This window comes from Arthrobacter sp. H14 (assembly GCF_000520495.1).
In the GTDB taxonomy this organism is placed as follows: Bacteria; Actinomycetota; Actinomycetes; order Actinomycetales; family Micrococcaceae; genus Arthrobacter_C.
Genome location: NZ_KI914639.1, coordinates 53101 through 78897, shown reverse-complemented (window position 1 = coordinate 78897; position 25797 = coordinate 53101). Strand labels below are relative to the sequence as shown.

Sequence of the window (25797 nt, the reverse complement as noted above, 5' to 3'; positions counted from 1 at the left end):
GACAGGCTCACCTGCAGCACCACAGAAGTACCGGCGTCGACCGTGACAGACACCTCCATAATCCGCCCAAAACCGTCTCCGGACCAGAGCTCGGGGCGACCCGAAAACAGACTTTCTACCACCACGGCGCGTCAGCGACGCTAAATCGCTAATGGGGACCAACCACCGTTGCTCCAGTGCAACGGACAAATCCGACGAGAGTAGTGGGGAAACCTCGATCATGCCGTTCTTCTCAAAAAAAGTGCCCTTGTGGCCGATTCTGCTCGTGGTCTGCCTTATTGGGGTTGGCGCAGTGGCGCCGATGCCCGCCGGGTTCAGTATCTTTGGCTTTGGTGCACAGCCCGAGACCCGCAATACACAAGTCATCAACTCGATAACCCGTCAGGAACAGGTCGTACTCCTGAGTTTGGGTATTCAGGGCATACAAGAAGAAAACCAGTCAGCGAAGCGCTTCCTTGGAGTGGAGGTTCCAGGAAGCGGGAGAGCATCATTCATCCAATATGCCTTCAATGCCAAGCTGGGTATCGACGGCAAAGATGTGCAAATCGAGCAGATCGGAGAAGACGAGTATCTTGTTTCCATCCCAGATTTTATTTTCATCGGGCACGACGACGAAAGCTTCAAATTAGTCACCGAGAGCAATGGTGCCCTGAGCTGGATGACTCCAAAAATTGACGCTGTCGAAATGATCAACGACATTCTCAATGATGACGCGAAAGATCAGTACGTTGACTCCAATGAAGCGATTTTGAGAGATCAAGCAACGACCTTCTACAAGAGCATCATCATGAGCGTTGATTCAACCATTGACGTTGAGTTCGAGTTCCGCCACTGAGGTAACGATGAATTCACGTCAACAATGTTGGACATGGCTGAAGTGCTGGTCCTCGTGTGTAGGCTGGGAGAGTGGCTGACGCGCGCTCTTTCTCGATCAACACTACTGAAGTAGGCGAGTCGGGTTCCCCGGTGGCATTCCTGCATGGACTCTTCGGACAAGGGAAGAACTTTACCCAGATCGCTAAAGCGTTGCAGCCCGATTTCCGCTCCCTGCTGGTCGATCTTCCGAACCACGGGAAATCTGATTGGACCGACAGCTTCGACTACATTGAACTGGCCGATCTGATCGCTAAGAAGTTGCGTAGCGGAATTGCTGCGCAGGAACCGGTGCATCTTGTGGGGCACTCCATGGGCGGCAAAGTTGCCATGGTGCTGGCCCTGCGGCATCCGGACCTGGTCGAGCGTTTGGTCGTCGTAGATATCTCGCCGGTATCAGGCGGATCGATGGGAGAGTTCGAACACCTGCTGAACAGCCTGGCATCGCTCCGGCTCGAGAACCTATCGCGGCGTAAAGACGCGGACGAAGCACTTGCCGAAGCCATCCCACAGCGAACGGTACGCGGGTTTCTGCTGCAGAACCTCCGGAGCAGCGACGACGGCTTCCGCTGGCAGGCCAACCTCGAACTGCTCCGCGATGAGCTTCCCGCCATCGGTGGTTTTCCCACGCTCAGCGCCGACCGGTTCGAACATCCGGTGCTTTGGTTGGCCGGGCAAAAGTCTCCATATATCAAGCCCGAGCATGCGCCGGTCATGCGTGAGTTGTTTCCCCGCACTGCGCAGGTCACCATCAAGGATGCCGGCCATTGGGTTCATTCAGAACAGCCGGAGGTGTTCGTGTCCGTGCTGCGAAACTTCCTCAGAGCGGGGGACAGTTGACGGCGCATGAAGGCCATTCCTACTTCAGAGCCGTGGCCGGCGGTGCCTTTGCCGCTGCCGGGGGAGTGCCGCGGCGGCCGTCGTCGTTCGACCCGTGCCCATGCGGCCGGGACCGGTTCGGTGCCTGTTGCGGACCGATCCTCGAAGGTTCACCTGCTGAAACCGCCGAGGACCTGATGCGCTCGCGGTACGTCGCTTTCGCCGTCGGCGACGACGATCATCTCTTCAGGACCTGGCATCCGCGCACCCGCCCGGCTGAGGCTGGCGCAGACGTTACGATGCGCTGGACGGGCCTGGAGATCATCGATGTTGTCGCTGGAGGGATCGACGACGTCGACGGCGTGGTTGAGTTCGTCGCCCGGTATGAGATGCAGGACGGGGAAGCGGGGCAATCGCGGGAGCGGTCGCGCTTTACCCGTCGGGCCGGCCGTTGGATGTATCTCGACGCCGAAGGCTGAGAGCTGCTGGTCGGCTGTGGCTCTTGCCGGATGTAGTGACGGCGATTAGCCGCTCGTGGCCGCTTTCGCCTTGGCCTTCTGCTCCTTCTTGTAGGTTCGGACTTTCAGCAAACTGTCCTCATCGGTGACATCGGCAATCGACATGTGCACGTCGTCGTTCCCGTAAGTCCCGGCTGCTTCCCGCCAGCCGGCTGCATCAAGATCAAACTGCTTACCGAGCAGGGCAAGGAATATCTTCGCCTTCTGGTCACCGAAGCCGGGCAGCGCCTTGAGCCTGGTAAATATTTGCTTGCCGTCGGGGTCGCCCTCGGTCCACAGCTTTGTCGTATCGCCGTCGTAGTCAGCGGCAATGCTCTCGGCCAGTTTCTGGACACGCTTGGCCATCGACGACGGAAAACGGTGGACGGCAGGTTTCTCCGCGAAGACTGCGACCAGCTCATCTGTGTCCATTGCCGCGATCTGTCCAGGATCGACATCGCCGAGCCGCTCCTTTATCTTGACCGGTCCCGAGAAGGCAACCTCCATGGGAATCTGCTGATCCAGCAACATTCCGACGAGCAACGCGAAAGGATTGTCAGCAAGCAGCCGGTCGGCGTCTTCGTCACCGGCGAGATGAAGTATATGTGGCATGTGTCTTATCGTCTCAGAACCGCACGGATGGGTCGATATCTGGATACGATCACACTATGGGCTTCAGCCGCACTGAACTTGAGTCGTTCCGAGACCAGGAGGTGCCGGATCTCCTGCCCGAAGACCTGCGCCTGCTGTTCATCGGTATTAATCCAGGATTGTGGACAGCAGCAACGGGAGCGCACTTCGCCCGGCCAGGCAACCGGTTCTACTCCGCCTTGTACCGGGCGGGCATCACTGACTTCCAAATCAATCCCTCTGCCGGCTACACCCGCGCGGACATCGCACAGCTGGTGGACCAGGGGATTGGCATCAGCAATATCTGCCCCCGTGCCACAGCCCGCGCCGATGAATTGACCAAAGACGAGCTCCGCAATGGCGCCGCCCGGCTTCATGCGCTGGTCGAGAATCGCCGGCCTCCGGTGGTGGCAGTATTGGGTATCACCGCCTTCCGGGTTGCCTTCGAACAGCCGAGGGCATCACAGGGGCGACAGAAGAGTCCCTGGAAGGGCGTGGAACTCCATGTGGCGCCTAACCCGAGCGGACTGAACGCCCATTCAAGCCTCGATGACCTGGCTTGCGCTTACCGCTCTATAGCCGAGGCAGCGGCGATACTGACAGCCGATTCCTGAGCAATTTCGAGCGGAATCCGATAACGGACACGGTGCCTGACAGGCATCTTAGGTTGCATCTCGATAACAACCACGCGGGGAGTGAGCATTACAAACCTGCGGACGACGATTTTGGTTTAGGCTCGTTGAATGTGAGACAGGCCACTTGCCGTACGGTAGGGGCTGTCGGTCCAGCGCGGAATAGCGTTGGGCTACATCCACACCAATAAATAGGAGGCGGAATGCGTTTCGGACGTACTTCCAAAGCAGTGGGGGCAGCGGCTATCGCGGCACTCGCACTGAGCGCCTGCGCCAGCACCGACGGTGGCGGCGAAGGTGACGGCACTGGTGGCTCGACCCAGGCATCAGGGGGCGGCGCAGTAACTGTCGCCGAGGTTAACGGCTTTTCATCGTTCAATGCCAACAGCGCCACAGGTAACGTCGATATCAACGGCAAAATCTGGTATATGACGCACGGTAGCTTCAACTACATCACTAATGACCTGAAAGTGGTGCCGCGAGAAGGATTTGGCAGCTACGAAAAGGTTTCTGACGATCCTTTGACCGTCAAGTACACGATTAATGAAGGGGTCAAATGGTCCGATGGGAATGCCATTGACGCCGGCGACCTAATGCTCGCCTGGGCTGTCCAGTCCGGACATTTTGATGATGCCACCACGGACGACGCTGGTGAAGTTACGTCGGGCAACACTTACTTCGCCTATGCCGGCACGACTACCGGACTAGGGCTGACGGATGTGCCGGAAATCAGCGACGATGGTCGTTCCATCACCATGACTTACTCCGAGCCATACGCTGACTGGGAGATTGCTTACGACGTCGGACTCCCGGCCCATGTTGTAGCCGAAGGCGCTGGTCTCGCTGATGAGCAGGCGCTGACGGACCTCATCATGAGTTCACCCGAAGGCGATCCTGAAAATCCACAGGAGCGGCCGGAGCTAAAAAAGGTCGCCGATTACTGGAATACAGCTTTCGACACCACGTCACTACCTTCTAATCCCGGCCTGTATCTCTCCAGCGGCCCCTTTGTCACTGACAGTATGGTGGCCGATCAGTCGATGACGCTGGTCCGAAATGAGGAATACAACTGGGGCCCTGAGCCGAAGTTGGACGAAATCACGGTCCGTTACATTCCGGAGGCGCCTGCACAGGTGCAGGCCTTGCAAAACGGAGAAGTCGACATCATTGCACCGCAACCCGCTGCGGATACGCTGGAGTCGCTTGAGGGAATAAACGGCATCCAGCTATTGACTGGTAACCAGCTCTCCTTCGACCACCTCGATCTGAACTACTCAGGGGTATTCAAGGATGTCGACGTACGCAAGGCATTCATGAACACGATCCCGCGTGATGCGATCGTTAATTCAACCGTGAAGCAGATCAATCCCGACGCTGTACCGCGTGACTCGCACATCTTTGACATAGGAACCGATGGCTATGAAGCTGCCGTCCCTGTCAATGGTTCAGAGGACTGGCAGAAGGTCGACATTGAGAAGGCCAAGGAACTGCTGGACGGTGCAACCCCCGAGGTGCGCATCATGTACAACGCTGACAACCCTAACCGTGTTGATGCCTACACCTTGATCGCTGAAAGTGCCGAACAGGCCGGATTCAAGGTAGTCGACGGAGGTCTCCCGAACGCAGAGTGGGGCGCTGCCCTTGGTAACGGAACCTATGACGCCACCATCTTCGGCTGGATCAGCGAAGGGGTAGGCGTCAGCGGAGTTCCGCAGCTTTATGGTTGTGACTCAGCTTCCAACTTCAGCGGCTTCTGCAATGAGGAAGCACAGAAGGCCATGGACGAGCTCATATTGACACTGGATCCTCAGCGCCAGCAGGAGCTGCAGATCATCGTTGATACGAAACTCTTCGAAACCGGCTATGGCCTTCCGCTCTTCCAAGGCCCTGGAATCCAGGCGGCCGACGAGCGGGTCGAAGGCTTCAAGTACATGTCGAACCAGACCGGTGTGTTCTGGAATTTCTGGGAGTGGTCCATCGCGGAGTAATCCGCAGTAAGGCAAATCCTGTGACGTTCTAGTCCTGGTCAGTTGGAGGCGCTGGGACCGCGGTACGTGGTCCCAGCGCTTTCTAGTGTCCGGATACTAATTCTATTTCTTTGCATGAATTCAGTGATTGGGAGATCCCAAATTTCCACTGAACGTTAGGTGCATTACACTTTTTGCGACAACGCCGGGTGATATCCCGGAACCTTAACATTGAGGTTTTTAACACTATGGTGACCTACATTGTCCGGCGCTTAGTAACCGCCGTACTCATCCTGTTGGCAGCATCGTTCATTGTGTATCTTCTGACAGCGGCGTCAGGCGATCCTTTGGCGCAATTCCGACAGAGCAACCTTCCTAACAAGGAACAACTCATACAGCAGCGCATCCAGCTGCTGAACCTTAACGTCCCGGCCCCCCTTCGCTACTTTGAGTGGCTCGGTGGAGCGGCGGGGTGCCTCGTGCCGTTCGCCGCCACCTGTGACCTGGGCCAGAGCGTCGAGGGTATTGAAGTTACAACCCTCCTGGTGCGGGCAATGGGCCAAACCATCCTGCTGGTAACCGCAGCAACGGTTCTTGCGGTCCTCATCGGTATTGCTCTTGGCATTATCACCGCACTTCGGCAGTACAGCGGTCTTGACTACGGCGTTACCTTTATGGCGTTTCTGTTTTTCTCCTTGCCGATTTTCTGGGTCGCCGTGTTGCTGAAGGAATACGGCGCAATCGGCTTTAATAACTTCCTGAATGAACCGAATATCACCCTTTCATCGGTCATAATTATTGGTCTAATCGGCGCTTTCGCGTGCTATCTCATCGCCAATGGAAATGTGAAGCGGAAGTTTATTGGAGCTGGCATCGGATTTGTTATCGCCGCCGGTCTAATCTGGTTCTTGGATGCGACAGGTTGGTTCCTGATACCCGGATTCGGTGCCGTGGGTATCGCTCTTATCGGTGTAGCCATTGCTTATGGCGTCACGATGTTGACGTCGGGCCTGAGGAACCGCAAGGCGCTGTACGCAGCTTTGATCACAGTCGGACTCGGACTGGTGGCGTATTTCGCCATTCAACCGCTGCTGGATCTGGCAACGCCGTTGATGATATTCCTGCTGGCCATTGCTGCCGTGCTCGTTGGCGCCGTCGTCGGGTTCCTCATGGGGGGCTACGACCGCCGGCAGAGCATGAATGCCGCCGGTCTGACAGCCTTCCTGATGGGTTTTGTCATACTTCTCGACCGGTTCATGCAGGCTTGGCCGGAGTATTTCAACAACAGCCGCATCAGGGGGCGTCCGATTGCCACCATCGGCTCCTCCACGCCTAATCTGGAAGGCAACTTCTGGATCTCGGGGTTGGATACCTACACCCACCTGCTGTTGCCAACAATTGCCCTCATGCTGATTTCGCTGGCGAGCTATAGCCGGTATTCCAGGGCTTCCATGCTGGAAATCATGAATCAGGATTACATCCGGACAGCCAGGGCAAAGGGTCTGACCGAACGCACCGTCGTCATGCGCCACGCCTTCCGAAACGCATTGATTCCATTGGCGACTCTGGTTGCCTTTGACATTGGGGCACTCATTGGTGGAGCAATTATCACCGAGGCCGTCTTCGCCTTCAGCGGTATGGGCCAGCTGTTTATCCAGGCCTTGCTGGCGAGCGACCCCAACCCCGTAATGGGTGTCTTCCTGATCACCGGAATCTTGGCACTGGTCTTCAACCTGGTGGCTGACCTCGTCTATTCCGTGTTGGATCCACGAGTAAGGGTGAAAGCATGAGCACGTCAACAGAGAATACAAATCCCGGAACATCGGATCCCGGAGCCCAAGGCCTAAGCCAGGGCCAGCTGGTCCGAAAGCGCTTCTTCGGACATACCGCCGCCGTCATCAGCATGATCGCTTTCGCGGGCATCGTCATTCTGGCATTCACATCCATTGGCTATGCCGGAATACCCGGCTGGTGGCACTACAGCTACGTTGAGACGCCACCCCTGCAAGGACGAGGGGAGCCTACCTGGGAACTTCCATTCAATTTCGGCGACCATCCCTTTGGCCAGGACCGGATTGGCCGCGACATGTTCGCCATGACGATGCGTGGTGCGCAGCTGTCGTTGATCATCATGTTCATCATCGGCGCTTTGGGTGGAATCCTCGGCGTCATCGTCGGCGGAGTTTCCGGCTACTTCCGTGGCTGGATCGAGGCTGTCCTCATGCGCCTCACCGACACTATTATCGTTATTCCGCTGGTTATCCTCGCGGCCGTGTTGGGAAGCGTCGGCAATGAGCTAATAGTTCAGGGAGGCATCCTGCGGGCATTCCTCGGTGGAAGCGCCGGCGTGATCCTCCTTGGCGTGTTCGTTGGGCTGATTATCTGGACAGGTCTCGCCCGACTTGTCAGAGGTGAATTCCTGACCTTGCGGGAGCGGGAGTTCGTGGACGCAGCCCGCATCGCCGGTGCGTCCGACAACCGGATCATCTTCAAGCACATTCTGCCCAACGCAGTTGGTGTCATCATCGTCAATACGACCCTCGTCATGGCTTCGGCCATCCTGCTCGAGACCGCACTGTCCTATCTCGGGCTGGGAGTTCAGGCTCCGGATATCTCACTCGGAAGCCTTATCAGTGACAACCAGCAGGCGTTTACAACGCGCCCGTGGTTGTTCTGGTGGCCCGGGCTTTTTATCGTCGCGATCTGCTTGACCATCAACTTCATCGGGGATGGGCTGCGGGATGCGTTCGATCCCCGCCAGAAGAAATTCAATGCCAAGAAGGCCAAGGATACGACCGATACGTTGGCCGCGCACCGTGGCGGTGGAGCCTAAAGTGCAGCCTTTAGACGGATGCGAATGCCAGGAAGCAGCTGGCGATGAGCAGGGACGCGCAGCCGATATGGACCCAATGAATCGACTTGACCACCGGGATCGTTTCCGTGGCATCGACGTCGAGTCGCCCGGCTTCGGCGAGCATTGCCCACCTGCTGCGAACATAAAACGCGGCGGTGCCCGAGTCGGTGTTCCTCAAATCTCCCGGTCGTATCGACTCTGCGGCGCCATAAGTGGTCAGCGGCAGTCCGCGGACATGTTCAGGTTTGCCTCTGTGGGTTCCCCAGACGCCCGGTGCTGGGGCAGCCCAGGCGGTGTAGCTTCCGCGGGTCGTCACGAGGGTCAAGGCAAATTTTGTGTCCACGTTGATCAAGGCGCTCCACGGCACAGTGATACTGCGCATCAGGTTATGGACAGTGACGGCGTCGTCGTCGATCTCCACGGAGGGGTACCAGAAGACCCACCAACCGAAGTACGCCAGGGCGAGCAAGGGCCAGGCAGTCAGGAGTCCGGCCATGCCGTGGACCACAATGGCGGCGACGATGCCTATGGCCAGCAGTGCCCAGGTGATGCCCGCGAACCACTTCGCGGTGCGTGGTTTGAACACGATAGCGTCACTTGCACTTTTCGAAGACTCCATACACAGATAGTTTCAGGATTCCGGACCAGTTCACTAATCAACAAGGTCCGGATGTCCGGTCGGAAGGAAAAAAAATCATGACCGATGGCATCATCGAAATTTCGGATTCAGAAGAACCAGGCCGGGACGACGACAGAACTCCGGTTCTGGAAGTAACGAACCTGAGTGTCGACTATGGCGTTGACAAAGAGTGGGTGCCTGCGGCCATTGACCTGAATTACAACGTCAGGGCCGGTGAGGTACTGGCAATTGTCGGCGAATCCGGCTCGGGCAAGAGTGCCAGCTCCATGGCACTGTTGGGTCTCCTGCCGGACAACAGCCGGACAACGGGCAGCGTTAAGCTGAACGGCAGGGAGATCCTGGGGCTCAGCGGAAGTAAACTCCGGCAGATCCGCGGCAGCGATGTTGCCGTGATTTTCCAGGAACCGATGACCGCGATGAATCCGGTTTACACGGTCGGCTTCCAGATTGTGGAAACACTCCGACTGCATAACGCCATTTCACCGGACCAGGCCAAAGAACGCGCGTTGAAGATGTTGGAGCTGGTGGAACTTCCTGATCCGGAAAAGGCCTTCAAGTCCTATCCGCACCAGCTCTCCGGCGGTCAGCGCCAACGTGCCATGATCGCCCAATCATTGTCATGTGATCCGAAACTGCTGATCGCGGACGAGCCGACTACGGCATTGGATGTCACCGTTCAGGCGGAAATTCTGGACCTGATGCGAAACCTGCGGAACAAGCTGGACAGCGCCATCGTGCTGATTACGCACGACATGGGAGTGGTGGCTGACCTCTCGGACAAGATTGCCGTCATGCGCAAGGGCAGGATTGTTGAGGCCGGGCCGGCTGAAAGGATCTTCCATAATCCCCAGCACGAATACACGCAGCAGCTCCTGGCCGCGGTTCCGCACCTGGGTCAAACGGCCGAAGGCGGGGAAATCGACGTTACGGCGGCACTGGCCGCGGCTACCCATGCGGAGCTGAAAGGCGTCGACCATGAGGAGCTGGAACGCCGCGAACGCGAGAACCAGAAGCAACTGGAGGAATGGCAGGCCCATACCACTCAGGGGCAGGGCGATCCGGTACTGGAACTGAAAGATGTTGCCATCGAGTATCCGAAGCAGGGCCGGGTTCCCGCCTTCCGTGCTGTGGAGGGCGCCAACCTGTCCATTTATCCGGGCGAAGTGCTCGGACTGGTCGGTGAGTCCGGGTCGGGCAAGACGACTATCGGCCGCGCCGCCGTCGGGCTCCTGCCGGTTGCGGAAGGCTCGCTCAAGGTAACCGGGCAGGAAATTTCCCACGCCAAGCGTAAGCAGCTGTTCGCATTGCGCCGGAACGTGGGCATGGTCTTCCAGGACCCGTCATCGTCTCTGAACCCGCGGCTTCCATTGGGGGAGAGTATTGGTGAACCGATGTACCTGGCCAAGGTGGCCAAGGGCGCTGAGCTGCAGAAGAAGATCGAGACGCTGCTGGACCAAGTGGAGCTTCCGCGGTCCTACCGGAACCGGTACCCACATGAGCTCTCGGGCGGGCAGAAGCAGCGCGTTGGTATCGCGAGGGCGCTGTCACTGGAGCCGAAGCTGCTGGTGGCGGATGAGCCGACGTCGGCCCTGGATGTTTCGGTGCAGGCGACCGTTCTCGACTTGTTGAAGGGCCTGCAGCAGGAACTCGGCTTCGCCTGCCTGTTCGTCACCCACGACCTTGCCGTCGTCGACCTGATGTCCGACCGCATCTGCGTCATGCGCCGTGGCCGGATCGTTGAACAGGGAACACGCGACCAGATCCTGCGCAACCCGCAGGATCCCTACACGCAGCGCCTGTTGGCGGCGGTTCCGCTGCCGAACCCGGAGAAACAGCGTGAGCGGCGCGAACTGCGTGCCCAGCTGCTCGCGGCGGGAGACTAACGCTGATAGACGAACCGCGGGGGCTTTAACGAATGCCGGCTTGTTGCCAGAACGCCTTGTCCGGACCAAACAGTCCGGACAAGGCGTTCTGATTTAATGGGTGTACTGACGACGAAGGAGCCCGAACATGGTCCGAACGATGAATGTTGAAGCGTTGGAGAACGGCACCGGCCGGAATTGGACCGAAATCGAGGACTACCTCGCCACGATTGGAGCGGACCAGCTTTCGCACAAGGAAATTGCGCGGAAACTGAACGACGACGGCATTGTGACGGGCTGGTGGGCGCAGTCCGTAACAGTGGCGTATGAGCAGATGACTGGCCGGCGGGTTCCAGGTCAGGACTGCAACGGTGAATTCAGCGTCTCCGTCAGCAAGACCTTAAACGGCACCATGGATGAGGCCCTGCAGAAGTGGCAGGAACGGGTGGGCGGCGCGGAGTCGTTTTCGGCCATAGATATCAGCCGCGGACCGGAAGTGAACTCCACGGAGAAATGGCGTTACTGGCGGTGCGGACTGACCGATGGATCGCGCGTGAACGTGAATATTTACCAAAAATCCGAGAGCAAAGCGGCGCTCGGCATCCAACATGAGCGGCTTGAATCGACAGAACAGATCGAACACTGGCGGACGTTTTGGAAGGCATACATCAAGGATATTCAGTCACCTTAGTTAGGTGATAGACCTGCTGGCGGCTAAAATGGAATGTCTGCCCGGAAACTGGGCACGCCCCACCACATTGAATTGAGTCTTTTACGCATGTCTGAAACTTCAGTCGACAACTCCGCAATGACGGCGCTGCGCAGCGATCTTCGCAACGTTGCCATCGTTGCACACGTTGACCACGGTAAGACCACTCTGGTCGATGCCATGTTAAAGCAAACGCACTCCTTCGCTGAACATGGGGAAGTTGCGGACCGCGTGATGGACTCCGGGGACCTTGAACGTGAAAAAGGCATCACCATTCTGGCGAAGAACACTACCGTCAGTTACAAGGGACCTGCCTCCGATGAAGAGACGGTCACGATAAACGTGATCGACACTCCCGGCCACGCCGATTTTGGTGGCGAGGTCGAGCGTGGATTGTCCATGGTCGACGGCGTTGTACTGCTGGTCGACGCGTCCGAGGGCCCGTTGCCGCAGACCCGCTTCGTGCTGCGCAAGGCGCTCGCCGCCAAGCTCCCTGTCATTCTCGTGGTCAACAAGACCGACCGCCCGGACTCCCGCATTGAGGAAGTCGTCAGCGAGTCCATGGACCTGCTGTTGGGTCTGGCCAGTGACCTCTCCGAGGACTACCCGGAACTGGACCTGGACTCCGTCCTCGATGTACCCGTCGTTTACGCCGCCGCCAAGGTCGGCGCAGCATCCCTGGAGCAGCCCGCCGATGGAACTGCTCCTGAGAACAAAGACCTCGAGCCGCTGTTCAAGACGATCATTGACCACATTCCGGCACCCCGCTACGACCCCAACGGCGTGTTGCAGGCCCATGTGACGAACCTCGACGCTTCACCGTTCCTCGGCCGGCTGGCTCTGTTGCGCGTCCGCAATGGCACATTGAAGAAGGGCCAGACCGTCGCCTGGGCACGTCAGGACGGCCAGCTCAAGAACGTCCGTATCACCGAGCTGCTGGCCACCAAGGCGCTGGACCGCGTTCCCGCCGAATCGGCCGGACCGGGCGACATCGTCGCAGTCGCCGGAATCCCCGACATCACCATCGGTGAGACCCTGACCGACGTCGACAACCCGCAGCCACTGCCGCTGATCACCGTGGACGACCCGGCCATCTCGATGACGATCGGTATCAACACTTCGCCGTTGGCCGGCAAGGTCAAGGGTGCAAAGGTCACTGCCCGCCAGGTGAAGGACCGTCTGGATAAGGAACTGGTCGGCAACGTCTCATTGAAAGTTCTGCCGACCGAACGTCCCGACGCCTGGGAGGTGCAGGGCCGCGGCGAGCTGGCGTTGGCCATCTTGGTCGAGCAGATGCGGCGCGAAGGCTTCGAACTGACCGTCGGCAAGCCGCAGGTGGTCACCCGCACCATCGACGGCAAGGTTCACGAGCCGATGGAGCACATGACCATCGACACGCCCGAAGAGTACCTCGGCGCGATCACTCAGCTGCTGGCCGCCCGCAAGGGCCGGATGACCAGCATGGCCAATCACGGCACCGGCTGGGTCCGGATGGAGTTCATCGTTCCCGCTCGTGGCCTGATTGGGTTCCGTACTCAGTTCATGACTGACACCCGCGGCGCTGGTATCGCCTTCTCGTACTCCGAAGGATTCGAGCCGTGGGCCGGTCCGATCGAGTTCCGCACCAATGGTTCGCTCGTAGCCGACCGGGTAGGTGTGGTCACGCCATTTGCGATGATCAACCTGCAGGAACGCGGCAGCTTCTTCGTCGAACCGACCTCCGAGGTCTACGAAGGCCAGATCGTCGGCGAGAACTCGCGTGCGGATGATATGGACATCAACATCACCAAGGAAAAGAAGCTCACCAATATGCGTGCCGCTTCCTCGGATTCCTTCGAGAATCTGACCCCGCCGCGCAAACTCACGCTGGAGGAATCGCTCGAATTCGCCCGCGAGGACGAGTGCGTCGAGGTCACACCGGAGTCGATCCGTATCCGCAAGGTCACGCTCAACGCCAACGAGCGCCTGCGCGTGGCACGCGGCCGCGCCAAGGCATAATGACCGTATGAGCAGACACCCGGGAGCCGGCCAGACCGACGCACAAACCGGGTTGCTGCCTTCGTTCGCCCGGCATTTCCCGGGCGAACGGCCGCGGATGCTGTTCGTCCACGCCCATCCCGACGACGAATCGATCGCCACCGGGGCGACGATGGCGGGCTACGCGGCTGCCGGGGCCGACGTCGTCCTCTTGACCTGCACGCGCGGGGAAGTGGGCGAGGTCATTCCGGAAGAGCTCCGGCATCTCGAGGCGGGTAATCCCGCCTGCAGCGATAACGGTGAGGCTCTCGCAGAACTCCGCACCGCGGAACTGGCCGAGGCGGTGGCGGCCCTCGGTATATCGCGCCAAGTGTTCCTCGGCGACGGCGATGCGTTGGCACCTGGCCGGTCTCCGGTGCGGTACCGCGACTCGGGCATGGTCTGGGGCGAATCCGGCCGGGCTGAAGCAGGAGAAAGCATCGATCCGGGCGCCTTCGTTGCGGCCGACCTGGATTCCGCCGCGCCCAACGCAGCTCAGTTGATCAGCACTTTCCAACCGCACGCAGTTATTGCCTACGACAATGACGGCGGCTACGGCCATCCCGACCACATCCGCGCCCACGAACTAACGCATACTGCGTTGACGGCCGCAGCGGACCGCTGGAGCGTCCCGTGGGTTTATTCAATCCACAGCGATTGGGAAGGCGCGACACCGGCCGGCCGGCGCCCACAGGTGACAATCAGCGGGGATCTTGAGCGCAAGCGGGCCGCCATGCGTGCGCATCAGACGCAGATCACCATTGATGATGGTCAGTTCGCGCTCTCCAACGGGATCTGGCAACCGCTGCTGGCCGCAGAAGTTTTCCTGCTCGAAGACAGGTCATTGATCCGGCGCGGAACCGGACCGGCGGATGGGCAGTCCGTGGTACCAACGAACGTGCCGTCGTCGAAATCACAGACTGCGGACGGGAAACCGGCGAAACGGGGCCTGAACGATAAACCGTCGACTCTTGCCGGCATCGGCGGTTCGCTGTTTGCGGCCCTGATCGCCACTGTTTTCGGAACCGCTCTGCACGGACAGATCCTGTATCTTCCCTGGTTCGCGGTACCGTGGGGCGCCTTGGCGGCTCTGGTTTTGGTCGGCTGCGTTGCTACCGTCGCCGGACTCTGGGCCAGGAACGTCTGGATGAGCGTTTTGACTGGCGTCGTCACCTACGTCCTTGTAGGCCTTGTCGCCACCGGCTCCAGGGTCATCATTGCCGACTTCGCCGAAGGAATGGTGCTGCCTGTCGCGGTGGCTGGAATCGTCTGGATTGTTGGCATTGCAGTGGCGACCATCGTGGCCGCGGTTGTCTGCCTCCGCTCATTGAAGGCCTCAGGCTTCCGGACGCCATCCTGACTCATCCTGGATCCAGGTTTCCACCCACGTACTTCCGGCAGAGTCGGTGAAACGGATCTGACCCCTTGCCGCCGTGATCGAAACTATTGAAACACCGCAGTCCTGCCTGCGTGCCCGGGCGGCGTTCCTCAAGCCGGCGGCGAGGTGTGCCTGAAGTTCCAGGCGGTAGCGGACGCCGCTGGTGTCGCCCTCGGTACCCGGAATAACCCTGGGGGAGGGGTCGGGCGGAACATCTGTCCAGCCGTCGTCGCCGCCCTTAGGGACGTCGTTCATGGACCGGGCCCCTTATTCGGTGGACCGGTCGCGGTGGTGCGCGAGCATGATCGAAGTGGGAATACCGTCTGCGTCGGCGGGCATTTGCGCGTATTCCTGAAGCAGCGCCTGGATCCGGTCCATCATTTCCCGGCGGTGCCCGTCGTTCAGTTTCAGGCCGAGCCGCGCGACCTCGATTTCCGAGGGGGCCAGTCCGTCAATCTCCTGCAGGAATGTTTCGACCAGCACTGGAGCAACGTTCTCGACCGGTGTTCCCCAGGAAAGACCGGTGGCCCGGTACGGCACTTCCTTGGCGCCTCGGTTGCCTTTGCGTTGTTCCTCGGCCTCGAGGAAGCCGGTACCGAGCAGGGTCCGTACATGGTGCAGGGCAGTTGCGGGATTCAGTTCCAGCTTCTCGGCGATTTCCTTGTTCGTGCGCGATTGGTGCAGGCAGAGCCTCAGGATTCTCAACCGGACGGGGGAACTGAGCGCGCGGCCCTTGGCCAGAAGATCCTCATCGGTAGGCATACCGAAATTGTACGTCACCAGCGCGTTGTGATTGACAGAAGCCAATCGGTCGGTGAGACTAACCCGCATGACTACCGATGCGGCGAAGGTGCCGCCCTCGCTGCTGCGGGACCGGAACTTCCTCAACTTCTGGTCGGCACAGACAATCAGCCAGCTCGGCACGCAACTGGGCCAGCTGGCGTTCCCGGTGCTGGCCGTGAGCCTGCTCGGGGCATCCGCGTTCCAGGTCGGTGCCTTGAATGCGAGTGCGACGGCGGCGTTCTTGTTGGTGGGGTTGCCTGCTGGGGCTTGGGTGGACCGCTGGATCAAGCGCCGGGTGATGATCACAGCCGACCTGTTGCGGGTGGTGGCGATGAGCGTCGTTCCGCTGCTGTGGTGGGCCGACGTGCTGGCGATCTGGCACCTCTACATTGTGGCCGGCGTCGTCGGTATCGCCACGGTGTTCTTCGACGTCTCCTACCAAAGCATCGTTCCTATCCTGGTCCGGCGCGAGCAGGTACCGGACGCAAACTCCAAGCTGGAATCGACCGCCCAGCTTGCCCGGATGGGCGGACCGGCGCTTGGCGGCGGCCTGTTGCAGATCATCAGCGTGCCGTTGCTGTTCGTGTTTGAGTCCTTCGGCTACCTCTGGTCGGCCATCTTCCTGTGGCGGACGCGGGACCATGAAGAGCCGCACCGCGTCGAAGACCGGAAGCCGCTAACGAAGGAGATCGCTGAAGGGCTGAGCTTCGTCTGGAAGCATCCGTTGATCAACAGGAACGTCGCCTGCACGGCAGCCACCAATTTCTTCTCGATCCTGACCTTCACGCTCCTGCCCATTCTGGTGCTTCGGGAACTGGACCTTGGAGCTGCCGGGTTGGGAATTGCCATGTCGGTCGGCTCCGCCGGCGGGCTGCTCGGGGCAGTGGCGACGCCGTGGATCGCGCGGCGAATCGGAGAGGGGACGGTGATCCCGCTTGCCGCCCTGGTTGGTGCGTCCTTCGGCGTTCTGATCCCATTGAGCGCGCTTGCGGGCAGCGACTGGCTGGCGCTGACCATCTTGATCGCCGCCGAGTTCGGGTTCTCCTTCAGCGTCCTGGCATACAACATCATGCAGGTGAGCATGCGTCAGCGCGTCTGTCCGCCACGCTTGCTGGGGCGGATGAACGCGTCCATCCGGTTCCTGGTCTGGGGCATTATGCCGATTGGAGCGCTGCTGGCTGGCTACCTCGGCGGGGCGATTGGCATTGTTCCCACCATGTGGATCAGCGTCGCCGGCGGTTTCCTGGCCGCGGCGCCCGTGTTCTTCTCGCCCCTGCTGGGTATGAAGACCCTGCCGGACACTTACGAAGGGGAAGCAGGACCGCCGTCGTCCGGGCCGTCGTCGTCAGATCCGGGGGACTGCGAACCGCCGTCGTCAGATCCGGCAGAGTCCGAACTGGAACAGGCTTCCTCCGAATCGGCATCGGACACTACGGGACGATGATCGCGTCGATGGCCTGTTTCCGCGGCCGGGCTATTGCGCCTGGAAACAGCAGCTCGCAGAATGGGGCCATGACCTTCACTCCACGCACCGCAATTGTCACCGGATCCGACTCAGGCATAGGCCGCGCCACCGCCGTCGCACTGGCCAAAGCCGGAATGGACGTCGGCATTACCTGGCATGAGGACGAGGCCGGCGCTGAACAGACGGCGGAGGAGGTCCGTTCGCATGGCCACCGGGCCGTCGTCGAACACCTCGATGCGACCGACGTGCCGGGCTGCGGCGACGTCGTCGACAAGCTCATCGGCCAGCTGGACGGGCTGGACGTGTTCGTCAACAACGCCGGTACGGGGATCAACAGCCTCGTGCTCGAGACATCCTATGAGGACTGGCGTCGGACCGTGTTGACCGACCTCGACGGCGCGTTCGTCTGCCTGCAACGGGCGGCACGGCACATGGTCGACGTCGGTAATGGCGGGCGGATTATCGCCGTCACCAGCGTGCACGAGCACCAGCCGCGCGTGGGGGCCGGCGCGTATGACGCGGCAAAGCATGGGCTGGGTGGACTGATCAAGACGATGGCGATCGAGCTGGGCCAGTATGGCATCACTGCCAATGCCGTGGCTCCCGGGGAGATTGCGACGCCGATGACCGGCCAGACGGATGAGGACCCGCGCGAAAAGCACCGCCCGGGCGTACCGCTGGGCCGTCCCGGCGACGCCCACGAGATCGCCTCCGTCATCGCTTTTCTGGCCTCGGAAGCATCCAGCTATGTGACCGGAGCGTCATGGGCAGTCGACGGCGGAATGTTGCAGATGGGCCCGCAAGGCGGCTCACACATTACCGGTGACGACTGGCGCCAAGGCTGAGCGCTGAAGGCGCCGCCGACAGCACGCACAGCCCTCCAGTGTAACGATCGGAAAACGATCGTTCCCGCCAAATGTTTCAAACCGCCCGCTCCCTGGAACCAGGTCGCGCCTTCTCCACAGCTCTGATTCAGCCCGGAAAGACGGTCCACACGATGCTCTCAGCGAGTTCCCTGTGGTGAGAAAATGTGACTTCGACTGATCGAAAATGTTGTTATTCGCGTTTTGGCCCTTCAGTTGTGACTCGGCTAACGTCGGGGGCCGATGCAACAAATGTTTCAAGTCATACAAAAGAGACTTGTAAACCACCGTGCCCGCCAAGACATGTTCGCCCGGCGGAATCCGCTCAATTGAGATGGGCCGGTACTGCATCACAAAGTGCCACCATTCACGACACACACCATAGACCGATGCACTGGCTGGAGCCTGACAAGGCACCATCACGGTCTATACGATCAGGAGGACTTATGAAGAGCATCCGTCAAAGGGCGTTGCTCAAAGGCGTGGGCCTGGCTGTCGTTGCCGGTCTTGCATTAACCGGCTGCGGCGGCGACGCTGAATCCCAAGCCGACGGCGACGGCGCCGTCATTATTACGGCCAATACGACTGAGCCGCAGAATCCGCTTGTGCCCACGTCGACGAATGAAGTCGGTGGCGGCCGCGTCATCACTCAGCTGTTTGCCGGGCTCGTCAGTTACGACGTCGACGGCACCATGCAGAATGAAGTAGCCAAGTCCATTGAGACTGAAGATTCTCAAACATACGACATCACCTTGGAAAAGGGCTGGACCTTCACCAATGGCGAAAAGGTCACGGCACATTCGTTTGTTGACGCCTGGAACTACGGTGCACTGGCCACCAATGCCCAGCTTTCGGCGAATTTTTTCGCACCAATCGAGGGTTACGAAGACGTTAACCCGAGCAAGGAGGGTGCCGAGCCGACGGCCAAAACTATGTCCGGGCTCAAAGTCGTTGACGACTATCACTTCACTGTGACCCTTAATCAGCCGGAGTCGGATTTCCCGCTTCGACTGGGATACTCCGCCTATTCCCCACTTCCGCAGGTGGCATTCGAGGACATGGATGCCTTTGGCGAGAATCCAATCGGCAACGGTCCGTACATGATGGATGGGGAAGGCGCCTGGGAGCACAATCGGCAAATCCGGCTTGTCAAAAATCCCGATTACGAGGGAAACCGCACGGTCAAGAACGACGGTCTAACGCTGCGGGTCTATACAGACAATGAGGCCGCTTACGCTGACGTGCAGGACGGTGCGCTTGATCTTATCGACGCCGTGCCCGCCTCGGCGCTGAAGACTTACACAGAAAACGAAAGCATCAAATCGTACAGCCAACCTGGTTCCGTATTCCAGAGCTTCACGATTCCGGAGCGGTTGAAGCATTTCGGGGGCGAGGAGGGCCAACTACGCCGCCACGCCCTGTCTATGTCGATAAACCGGCCTCAGATTGCTGAAGCAATCTTCCAAGGCTCTGTTACGCCGGCCACCGACTTCACCGCTCCCACGCTTGATGGCTACAGCGACAGCCTCGAAGGCTCTGATGTGCTGGAGTACAACCCGGAACAAGCCAAAAAGCTGTGGGCAGAGGCCAACAAGATCAATGAATGGACCGGCACGTTCAAGCTCGGTTACAACGGTGACGACTCACATAAGCAGTGGGTCGACGCTGTCACCAACCAGATTTCGAACACTCTCGAAATCGAAGCCATCGGTGCTCCCACTGCCACCTTCGGACAGTTCCGGAGCCTGATCACCGAGCGTGAAATCCAGTATCCATTCCGTTCGGGTTGGCAGGGCGACTATCCATCCATCGGTAATTATCTGGTGGCGCTGTATTCCTCGGATGCGGCGGATGGCAATGGATCCAACGATGGTGACTATAAGAACGAAGAGTTCGACAAGAAGGTCGCTCAGGCCGCGGCCGCCGATTCACCGGAGAAGGGTATTGAGTTGTACCAGGAGGCTGAGGAAATCCTGCTGGAAGACCTGCCTGCCATCCCGCTATGGTACGAGAATGTTGCTGCTGCCAGCGTTCCTGAACTGAAGAACGTGGAGTTCGACTGGAAGAACGTTCCCGCGTACTACCAGATCACCAAGAAGTAATTTCCTTTTCAATTGGTCCGGGATGGGGTCTGGCCCCATCCCGGACCAAATTTTGAGTGCACACCTAAAGGAGGTCGCGTAGTGCTTCGCTACACGTCCCGCAGGGTCTTACAAATGATTCCTGTATTGCTGGGCACCACCCTTCTGATCTACGCCATGGTCTTTGCAATGCCCGGTGATCCCGTGGCAGCACTGTTTGGCGAGAAGCCCATCAACGAGAACGTCGCCGATCAGATTCGTGCCGAGTACAACCTTGATGAACCTTTCATCATCCAATATCTACTGTTCGTAAAGGGTCTGTTCGTCGGCGACTTTGGAATCACCTTTACCGGCCAGCCCGTTATTGACGTCATTACCCGCGTATTCCCGACGACGATCAAGCTTGCTTCCATGGCGCTGGTCTTTGAGATGGTCTTTGGCATCATCATTGGCGTCATCGCCGGTATCAGACAGGGCAAGCTCTTCGACTCGACGGTATTGATGCTGTCGCTGGTCATCATCGCAATTCCCACCTTCGTCCTCGGATTTGTTGGACAGTTCGTGTTCGGCATCGAGCTTGGATGGTTCCCGGCCACTGCGCGCGACGCCTCGTTCATATCGCTTCTGATGCCCGCGCTTGTGCTCGCCGGAGTCTCGTTGGCCTATGTCATCCGTCTGACGAGGACTTCAATTGTCGAGAACTTGACTGCCGATCACGTCCGGACTGCCCGCGCGAAGGGGCTCTCGGAAGGACGGGTGACCACCGTACACGTCCTGCGCAATTCCCTAATTCCGGTAGTCACGTTCCTCGGTGCAGACCTTGGAACGTTAATGGGCGGAGCCATCGTGACCGAGAACATTTTCGCTGTCGACGGCGTCGGAAGTGCGCTGTATGACGCGATTCTGCGGAGTGAAGGCACCACGGTCGTCTCGATCGTGACGCTGCTGGTGATCGTCTACATTCTTGCGAACCTGCTCGTGGACCTGTTGTATGCGGTCCTGGACCCGAGGATCCGATATGCCTGAAGCCACTACTAATTCCCGCACCACGCGTGCCGGGCAGCACCGCTACGTCGCCCCGCTGGAGGAAACTCCATTGCAGAGCGTGGATGCGGTGTCCAAAGAATCTGATGGATCAAGCCTATGGAAAGATGCGTTCCGCTCACTGATCCGGGAACCGCTGTTTATCATTTCGGCGTTGCTGATATTGCTGATCGCTGTTGTCGTAGCACTGCCGGCCTTGTTCACCTCGGCGGATCCAACATTCTGCACTCTTGATAACAGCTTGGCTGATCCGCGGGCCGGCCATCCGCTGGGCTTTAACCAGCAGGGCTGTGATATCTATGCCCGGGTCATTTATGGCGCTCGTGCCTCGGTGATGGTGGGAGCTTTTACAACCATCGCCGTGGTGATCCTGGGGGGCATAGTCGGAGCAATTGCCGGATTCTACGGAGGTTGGCTGGACGCGCTGCTTTCCCGGATCATCGACATCTTTTTCGCGATCCCGTTCATCCTCGCAGCAATTGTTCTGCTCCAGCTCTTCCGCGGCAGCATATCTGCCTGGCACATCGTGGCGGTGCTGGCCGCGTTTGGTTGGACACAGATAGCGAGAATTACCCGCGGCGCAGTGATTTCAACCAAAAACTCGGACTTTGTGACGGCGTCAACAGCAGTTGGAGCCACACCGCTGAAAAACCTGATTCGCCATGTACTGCCCAATTCCATAGCTCCCGTGATTGTCACGGCTACCGTCTCATTGGGCATTTATATTGTGGCCGAGGCCACGCTCTCATATCTGGGGCTTGGCCTTCCCACCTCGATAGTTTCCTGGGGTGCAGATATCGCCTCGGCACAGACACTGTTGCGCACGAACCCGGAGGCCCTATTCTTCCCAGCGGCGGCCTTGGCGGTAACTGTGCTGAGTTTCATCATGATGGGTGATGCTGTCCGGGACGCGCTCGATCCGAAAGCGAGGACCCGATGAGCGGGTATGCCAATCAAGCCACCTTTGAACCGGTGGCCGCCGAAACAGCTCCCTTGTTGCAGATTTCCGACCTGGAAGTTGGCTTCAAAACACAGAACGGTATGGTCCCGGCCGTACGCGGGGCCAACCTCACCGTTTACCCCGGTCAGACTGTGGCAATTGTCGGCGAATCCGGTTCCGGGAAGTCAACGCTTGCACATAGCATCATCAATCTGCTCCCTGCCAACGGCAGAGTGTTGGGTGGTTCCATTCTCTTCCGCGGAGAGGAAGTGACGGAATTTTCCAAGCGGCGGATGGCTGCGGTCCGCGGGTCCTCCATTGGGCTCGTTCCGCAGGATCCGATGTCCAACCTCAATCCGTTGTGGCGTGTGGGATACCAGATTAAAGAGACACTCCAGGCGAACAACATAGCCAAGGGCAAGGCAGCCGACATACGGGTGCGGGAGTTGCTTGCCGAGGCGGGCCTTCCCGACGCCGACGAGAGGGCACGTCAGTTTCCGCACGAATTCTCCGGCGGCATGCTCCAGCGGTCACTGATTGCCATGGGTCTGGCTGCCCGGCCGGAGCTCCTGGTGGCCGATGAGCCGACGTCGGCGCTGGATGTCACTGTCCAACATCAGATCCTCAACCATCTCGACTCACTGACGTCCGAGTTGGGCGTTGCCGTGCTGCTCATTACCCACGATCTCGGCCTTGCCGCGGAACGGGCTGAACACCTTGCGGTGATGTACAAGGGCCGGATCGTCGAATCCGGAGCGGCCTTGGAAATTTTGCAGGATCCACAACATCCGTACACCAAACGGCTTGTTCACTCTGCTCCATCGCTGGCATCCCGCCGACTCGAATCCGCGCACGAGCGCAGCCAAATCGCAGAAAGGGAGGCGGCATCAAGGGAAGTCCTTGCCGAGACCGAAAGCCGGGACAACGTCCTTGTCGCGGAGAATCTGACTAAGGCCTTCCCGATCCGTGGCGGCTTTGGCCAAAAATCGACTGATTTCAAGGCGGTCGACGATGTTTCTTTCGCACTTCAACGTGGCACCACGATGGCGCTGGTCGGGGAATCCGGTTCAGGTAAATCGACTGTGGCACAAATGGCGTTGCGCCTGCTGCGCCCGACGAGTGGAAGGGTCCTGTTCGACGGCGAAGACATTGCGCCGCTGGCCGGCCGCGACTTGCTTGGGCTGCGCCGGAAGGTGCAGCCTATTTTCCAAAATCCATACGGGACACTGGATCCGATGTACTCCATCTACCGCACTATTGAGGAGCCGCTTCGTACACACGGGATCGGTAATGGAAAGCAGCGCCGGCAGAAAATTAAAGACCTATTGGAAAAGGTCGCGATGCCGGCCTCTACGGTCAATCGATACCCAAATGAACTCTCGGGTGGACAGCGGCAACGCATCGCCATTGCCCGTGCACTGGCGCTGGATCCGGAAGTCGTCGTTTGCGACGAAGCCGTTTCTGCCCTCGATGTTCTTGTGCAGGACCAGATCCTTAACCTCCTCAACGATCTGCAGGGCGAATTTGGTTTGAGCTACCTGTTCATCAGCCATGATCTTGCGGTGGTCCGACAGATAGCGGACGAAGTATTGGTAATGCGCAACGGGAAACTGGTGGAGGCGGCGACGACTGACGAGGTCTTTGATAACCCCAAGCAGGATTACACCCGCGATCTGCTTGAATCCATCCCCGGTGGAAATATTCCGCTGGCCTCCACCGGCTGACAGGCCGGCGAGGCCAGGATCCCCGTCGCTGACCTTGCTGCCGGAGACAGTAGCCGACACATGTCCGGCTACTGTCTCATGGCGGCCGTCGGGGCGGCGGAGGCGGAACCATTTTGGCAGCCTGGACCAGCTCAAGCGCAATCACCACGTCGCCGGTCCGTGTCTGTACCGTGCATTCAGTGTCCGTGACGCCGCTCAGATAGCCCAACGCGTCGGTCAAGCCTTCAGCTATCCGGTAGCGGACCACAACCCGACTGCCGACAGGTATGTTTTGGAGCTTGTTCGCGGCAGGTGGCAGAGTCACAGTTACATGGTAGGCGCAGGCAGGGTTGTGAAACCCAGTCCATGCCGTACATCACCCCTTGCCGGTAGGTGGAGACCGTGGTCGTGGGGGATAATGGATAGTGGCCAATCACGGATTCTAGAGAAAGGTCGGGACGTGACTTACGTAATCGCGCAGCCCTGCGTGGATGTTAAGGACAAGGCATGCATCGAAGAATGCCCGGTGGACTGCATCTATGAAGGCGAACGCTCGCTGTACATCCATCCCGACGAGTGTGTCGATTGCGGCGCCTGCGAACCGGTCTGTCCCGTCGAGGCGATCTACTACGAGGACGACACTCCCGAGCAGTGGGCCGAATACTACAAGGCCAATGTTGAGTTCTTTGACGACATCGGTTCCCCCGGCGGCGCGGCCAAGCTGGGCAACACGCATACGGACCACCCGATCATTTCCGTCCTTCCTCCGCAGAACCAAGACGTCCAGCTGTGACGGAAACCCGCCGGGCAGGTTTTGGCCTCAGCCTGCCGGACTATCCGTGGAATGCCATGGCGCCATACGTCCAGCAGGCGTCCAACCATGCGGACGGCGCGGTCAACCTTTCCATTGGAACCCCGGTCGATCCGACGCCGGAGGTAGTCCAGCAGGCGCTCGCCGCCGCAGCCAATGCGCCCGGTTATCCCACCACCCAAGGCACTGACGCCCTGCGGGAAGCAGTAGCCAATTGGTTCGCCCGCCGCCGCGGCGTCCCGGACCTCGATCCTGCCGCCGTGATGCCCACCATCGGGTCCAAGGAGTTGGTGGCGTGGTTGCCGACGCTGCTCGGGCTTGGCGCCGGGGACGTCGTCGTCCGTCCCACCGTTGCCTACCCAACGTACGACGTCGGCGCGCTCCTTGCTTCCGCAACTCCGGTCGCTGCCGACAACCTGGATGAACTCGACGACGATACCCGGTCCCGGGTGCGGCTCGTCTGGATCAATTCACCGGCCAACCCAACAGGTATCGTCCGAAGCAAAGCTGAACTGGCCGCCGTCGTCGAACAGGCCCGTGCCGTTGGAGCGGTTGTCGCCTCCGATGAATGCTACGCCGAACTTGGCTGGGGGACTTGGGACAGCAGCCGGGGCGGGGAACCCGTTCCGAGCATCCTTGATCCGGCCGTCGCGGACGGTTCACACCAGGAACTGCTCTCGGTCTACTCGCTCAGCAAACAGTCCAACGTCGCAGGTTACCGGGCCGCATTCACCGCCGGGGACCCGCAACTGATCGCCAATCTGATCAACAGCCGTAAACACGCCGGCATGATTGTGCCGTTCCCGGTCCAGGAAGCCATGCGCGCCGGACTCGACGACGACGCGCATGTCGAGGCTCAGAAGGGCCTGTACCGTTCACGGCGCGAGCGCCTGCTGCCTGCACTGCGCGGCGCCGGAATCCAGGTGGAACACTCCGAGGCCGGGCTCTACCTTTGGGGAACCGCCGGTGAGGACACCTGGACCACAGTGGGACGATTCGCCAAGGCCGGAATCGTCGTCGGCCCCGGGACTTTTTACGGGGAGGCAGGCGCCGGATACATCCGCGTGGCCCTGACGGGTACGGATGAACGGATCGATGCGGCGGTTCAGCGTTTGCAGTCCGTCCCTGTTACATCTGATTAGTGATCGGGGCAACCACGCGGTAGCGTTTTAGCTGAGTATGCGCATATTCGTTCCCAGTCGAGGGATGGATGCAAAGTTCAACGAAACC

24 protein-coding genes are annotated in these 25797 nt (G+C 59.5%); 19 read left to right on the top strand and 5 right to left on the bottom strand.

Annotated elements, in window-relative coordinates:
* Positions 1-151 precede the first annotated feature (151 nt).
* The 3 genes from Y707_RS0106180 to Y707_RS0106170 all read left to right on the top strand — a co-directional run bounded on the left by Y707_RS0106180 (position 152) and on the right by Y707_RS0106170 (position 2171).
* Positions 152-835: a hypothetical protein gene (locus Y707_RS0106180; protein ID WP_216699214.1), complete on the top strand. Its 684-nt coding sequence runs from the start codon at positions 152-154 to the stop codon at positions 833-835.
* A 71-nt stretch (positions 836-906) separates the two neighbouring features.
* Complete coding sequence (locus Y707_RS0106175) at positions 907-1713, top strand: alpha/beta fold hydrolase (RefSeq protein ID WP_026534425.1); 807 nt, start codon at positions 907-909, stop codon at positions 1711-1713.
* Positions 1710-2171, top strand: a complete 462-nt coding sequence (locus Y707_RS0106170; RefSeq protein ID WP_253905076.1) for a YchJ family protein — start codon at positions 1710-1712, stop codon at positions 2169-2171. The genes Y707_RS0106175 and Y707_RS0106170 overlap by 4 nt, the downstream gene beginning before the upstream one ends.
* Before the next feature lie 45 nt (positions 2172-2216).
* Here Y707_RS0106170 and Y707_RS0106165 read toward each other — a convergent pair whose 3' ends face one another.
* Entirely contained in the window at positions 2217-2801 is a 585-nt protein-coding gene (locus tag Y707_RS0106165; protein ID WP_026534423.1) for an HhH-GPD-type base excision DNA repair protein, read from the bottom strand.
* A 56-nt stretch (positions 2802-2857) separates the two neighbouring features.
* Between Y707_RS0106165 and Y707_RS0106160 the strand changes: the two genes are divergently transcribed.
* The 4 genes from Y707_RS0106160 to Y707_RS0106145 all read left to right on the top strand — a co-directional run bounded on the left by Y707_RS0106160 (position 2858) and on the right by Y707_RS0106145 (position 8251).
* Positions 2858-3433: a mismatch-specific DNA-glycosylase gene (locus Y707_RS0106160; protein WP_026534422.1), complete on the top strand. Its 576-nt coding sequence runs from the start codon at positions 2858-2860 to the stop codon at positions 3431-3433.
* Positions 3434-3654: 221 nt separating this feature from the next.
* Positions 3655-5439, top strand: a complete 1785-nt coding sequence (locus Y707_RS0106155; RefSeq protein ID WP_026534421.1) for an ABC transporter family substrate-binding protein — start codon at positions 3655-3657, stop codon at positions 5437-5439.
* A 227-nt stretch (positions 5440-5666) separates the two neighbouring features.
* Entirely contained in the window at positions 5667-7208 is a 1542-nt protein-coding gene (locus Y707_RS0106150) for an ABC transporter permease (RefSeq protein ID WP_026534420.1), read from the top strand.
* The gene (locus tag Y707_RS0106145) at positions 7205-8251 is read left to right on the top strand and encodes an ABC transporter permease (RefSeq protein ID WP_026534419.1); all 1047 of its coding nucleotides are present in this window, start codon (positions 7205-7207) and stop codon (positions 8249-8251) included. Before Y707_RS0106150 ends, Y707_RS0106145 begins: the two co-directional genes overlap by 4 nt.
* Before the next feature lie 10 nt (positions 8252-8261).
* Here Y707_RS0106145 and Y707_RS0106140 read toward each other — a convergent pair whose 3' ends face one another.
* Positions 8262-8891 carry a PH domain-containing protein gene (locus tag Y707_RS0106140; protein ID WP_026534418.1) on the bottom strand — a complete coding sequence of 210 codons (630 nt, stop codon included), beginning with the start codon at positions 8889-8891 and terminating at the stop codon, positions 8262-8264.
* Positions 8892-8968: 77 nt separating this feature from the next.
* Between Y707_RS0106140 and Y707_RS0106135 the strand changes: the two genes are divergently transcribed.
* The 4 genes from Y707_RS0106135 (at position 8969) to Y707_RS28830 (ending at position 14859) form a co-directional block, all read left to right on the top strand.
* Positions 8969-10795, top strand: a complete 1827-nt coding sequence (locus tag Y707_RS0106135) for an ABC transporter ATP-binding protein (protein ID WP_026534417.1) — start codon at positions 8969-8971, stop codon at positions 10793-10795.
* Positions 10796-10922: 127 nt separating this feature from the next.
* Positions 10923-11465: a hypothetical protein gene (locus Y707_RS0106130; RefSeq protein ID WP_026534416.1), complete on the top strand. Its 543-nt coding sequence runs from the start codon at positions 10923-10925 to the stop codon at positions 11463-11465.
* Between the two features lie 87 nt (positions 11466-11552).
* Entirely contained in the window at positions 11553-13481 is a 1929-nt protein-coding gene (gene typA / locus Y707_RS0106125; protein WP_026534415.1) for a translational GTPase TypA, read from the top strand.
* 7 nt (positions 13482-13488) lie between these two features.
* Positions 13489-14859: a PIG-L family deacetylase gene (locus tag Y707_RS28830; protein ID WP_051441704.1), complete on the top strand. Its 1371-nt coding sequence runs from the start codon at positions 13489-13491 to the stop codon at positions 14857-14859.
* Here Y707_RS28830 and Y707_RS0106115 read toward each other — a convergent pair.
* On the bottom strand, positions 14836-15132 hold the full coding sequence (locus tag Y707_RS0106115) for a hypothetical protein (protein WP_026534414.1): 297 nt from the start codon (positions 15130-15132) through the stop codon (positions 14836-14838). The genes Y707_RS28830 and Y707_RS0106115 overlap by 24 nt on opposite strands.
* A gap of 12 nt (positions 15133-15144) precedes the next feature.
* A complete protein-coding gene (locus Y707_RS0106110; RefSeq protein ID WP_026534413.1) occupies positions 15145-15639 on the bottom strand; it encodes an ArsR/SmtB family transcription factor in 495 nt (164 codons plus the stop codon).
* 67 nt (positions 15640-15706) lie between these two features.
* Here Y707_RS0106110 and Y707_RS23940 point away from each other — a divergent pair, with 67 nt between their 5' ends.
* The 6 genes from Y707_RS23940 to Y707_RS0106075 all read left to right on the top strand — a co-directional run bounded on the left by Y707_RS23940 (position 15707) and on the right by Y707_RS0106075 (position 23777).
* Entirely contained in the window at positions 15707-17104 is a 1398-nt protein-coding gene (locus tag Y707_RS23940) for an MFS transporter (RefSeq protein WP_081744662.1), read from the top strand.
* Positions 17105-17172: 68 nt separating this feature from the next.
* Entirely contained in the window at positions 17173-17970 is a 798-nt protein-coding gene (locus Y707_RS0106095) for an SDR family oxidoreductase (protein WP_026534412.1), read from the top strand.
* A gap of 464 nt (positions 17971-18434) precedes the next feature.
* Positions 18435-20090: a peptide ABC transporter substrate-binding protein gene (locus Y707_RS0106090; RefSeq protein WP_026534411.1), complete on the top strand. Its 1656-nt coding sequence runs from the start codon at positions 18435-18437 to the stop codon at positions 20088-20090.
* Positions 20091-20171: 81 nt separating this feature from the next.
* Complete coding sequence (locus Y707_RS0106085) at positions 20172-21095, top strand: ABC transporter permease (protein ID WP_026534410.1); 924 nt, start codon at positions 20172-20174, stop codon at positions 21093-21095.
* Positions 21088-22053 (top strand): ABC transporter permease, encoded by a 966-nt coding sequence (locus Y707_RS0106080; protein ID WP_026534409.1) that lies wholly within the window; start codon positions 21088-21090, stop codon positions 22051-22053. Before Y707_RS0106085 ends, Y707_RS0106080 begins: the two co-directional genes overlap by 8 nt.
* Entirely contained in the window at positions 22050-23777 is a 1728-nt protein-coding gene (locus Y707_RS0106075; protein WP_026534408.1) for a dipeptide ABC transporter ATP-binding protein, read from the top strand. The genes Y707_RS0106080 and Y707_RS0106075 overlap by 4 nt, the downstream gene beginning before the upstream one ends.
* 76 nt (positions 23778-23853) lie before the next feature.
* Here the strand turns inward: Y707_RS0106075 and Y707_RS28825 are convergent, their stop codons facing one another.
* Positions 23854-24081, bottom strand: a complete 228-nt coding sequence (locus tag Y707_RS28825; RefSeq protein WP_051441703.1) for a putative acetyltransferase — start codon at positions 24079-24081, stop codon at positions 23854-23856.
* Positions 24082-24216: 135 nt separating this feature from the next.
* Between Y707_RS28825 and fdxA the strand changes: the two genes are divergently transcribed.
* Together fdxA and dapC are read left to right on the top strand one after the other, a co-directional pair.
* Complete coding sequence (gene fdxA, locus Y707_RS0106065) at positions 24217-24549, top strand: ferredoxin (protein WP_026534406.1); 333 nt, start codon at positions 24217-24219, stop codon at positions 24547-24549.
* Positions 24546-25709, top strand: a complete 1164-nt coding sequence (dapC, locus tag Y707_RS0106060; protein ID WP_026534405.1) for a succinyldiaminopimelate transaminase — start codon at positions 24546-24548, stop codon at positions 25707-25709. Before fdxA ends, dapC begins: the two co-directional genes overlap by 4 nt.
* Positions 25710-25797: the final 88 nt, after the last annotated feature.

What these genes read in the sequence shown, in the direction of transcription:
- Y707_RS0106090 (WP_026534411.1), top strand. Translation starts at nt 18,435, where the DNA reads ATGAAGAGCATCCGTCAAAGGGCGTTGCTCAAAGGCGTGGGCCTGGCT.
- Y707_RS0106115 (WP_026534414.1), bottom strand. Translation starts at nt 15,132, where the DNA reads ATGAACGACGTCCCTAAGGGCGGCGACGACGGCTGGACAGATGTTCCG.
- Y707_RS0106145 (WP_026534419.1), top strand. Translation starts at nt 7,205, where the DNA reads ATGAGCACGTCAACAGAGAATACAAATCCCGGAACATCGGATCCCGGA.
- Y707_RS0106165 (WP_026534423.1), bottom strand. Translation starts at nt 2,801, where the DNA reads ATGCCACATATACTTCATCTCGCCGGTGACGAAGACGCCGACCGGCTG.
- Y707_RS23940 (WP_081744662.1), top strand. Translation starts at nt 15,707, where the DNA reads ATGACTACCGATGCGGCGAAGGTGCCGCCCTCGCTGCTGCGGGACCGG.
- Y707_RS0106075 (WP_026534408.1), top strand. Translation starts at nt 22,050, where the DNA reads ATGAGCGGGTATGCCAATCAAGCCACCTTTGAACCGGTGGCCGCCGAA.
- Y707_RS0106080 (WP_026534409.1), top strand. Translation starts at nt 21,088, where the DNA reads ATGCCTGAAGCCACTACTAATTCCCGCACCACGCGTGCCGGGCAGCAC.
- Y707_RS0106130 (WP_026534416.1), top strand. Translation starts at nt 10,923, where the DNA reads ATGGTCCGAACGATGAATGTTGAAGCGTTGGAGAACGGCACCGGCCGG.
- Y707_RS0106160 (WP_026534422.1), top strand. Translation starts at nt 2,858, where the DNA reads ATGGGCTTCAGCCGCACTGAACTTGAGTCGTTCCGAGACCAGGAGGTG.
- Y707_RS0106155 (WP_026534421.1), top strand. Translation starts at nt 3,655, where the DNA reads ATGCGTTTCGGACGTACTTCCAAAGCAGTGGGGGCAGCGGCTATCGCG.
- Y707_RS0106140 (WP_026534418.1), bottom strand. Translation starts at nt 8,891, where the DNA reads ATGGAGTCTTCGAAAAGTGCAAGTGACGCTATCGTGTTCAAACCACGC.
- Y707_RS28830 (WP_051441704.1), top strand. Translation starts at nt 13,489, where the DNA reads ATGAGCAGACACCCGGGAGCCGGCCAGACCGACGCACAAACCGGGTTG.
- typA (WP_026534415.1), top strand. Translation starts at nt 11,553, where the DNA reads ATGTCTGAAACTTCAGTCGACAACTCCGCAATGACGGCGCTGCGCAGC.
- Y707_RS0106180 (WP_216699214.1), top strand. Translation starts at nt 152, where the DNA reads ATGGGGACCAACCACCGTTGCTCCAGTGCAACGGACAAATCCGACGAG.
- Y707_RS0106095 (WP_026534412.1), top strand. Translation starts at nt 17,173, where the DNA reads ATGACCTTCACTCCACGCACCGCAATTGTCACCGGATCCGACTCAGGC.
- Y707_RS0106135 (WP_026534417.1), top strand. Translation starts at nt 8,969, where the DNA reads ATGACCGATGGCATCATCGAAATTTCGGATTCAGAAGAACCAGGCCGG.
- Y707_RS0106150 (WP_026534420.1), top strand. Translation starts at nt 5,667, where the DNA reads ATGGTGACCTACATTGTCCGGCGCTTAGTAACCGCCGTACTCATCCTG.
- Y707_RS0106110 (WP_026534413.1), bottom strand. Translation starts at nt 15,639, where the DNA reads ATGCCTACCGATGAGGATCTTCTGGCCAAGGGCCGCGCGCTCAGTTCC.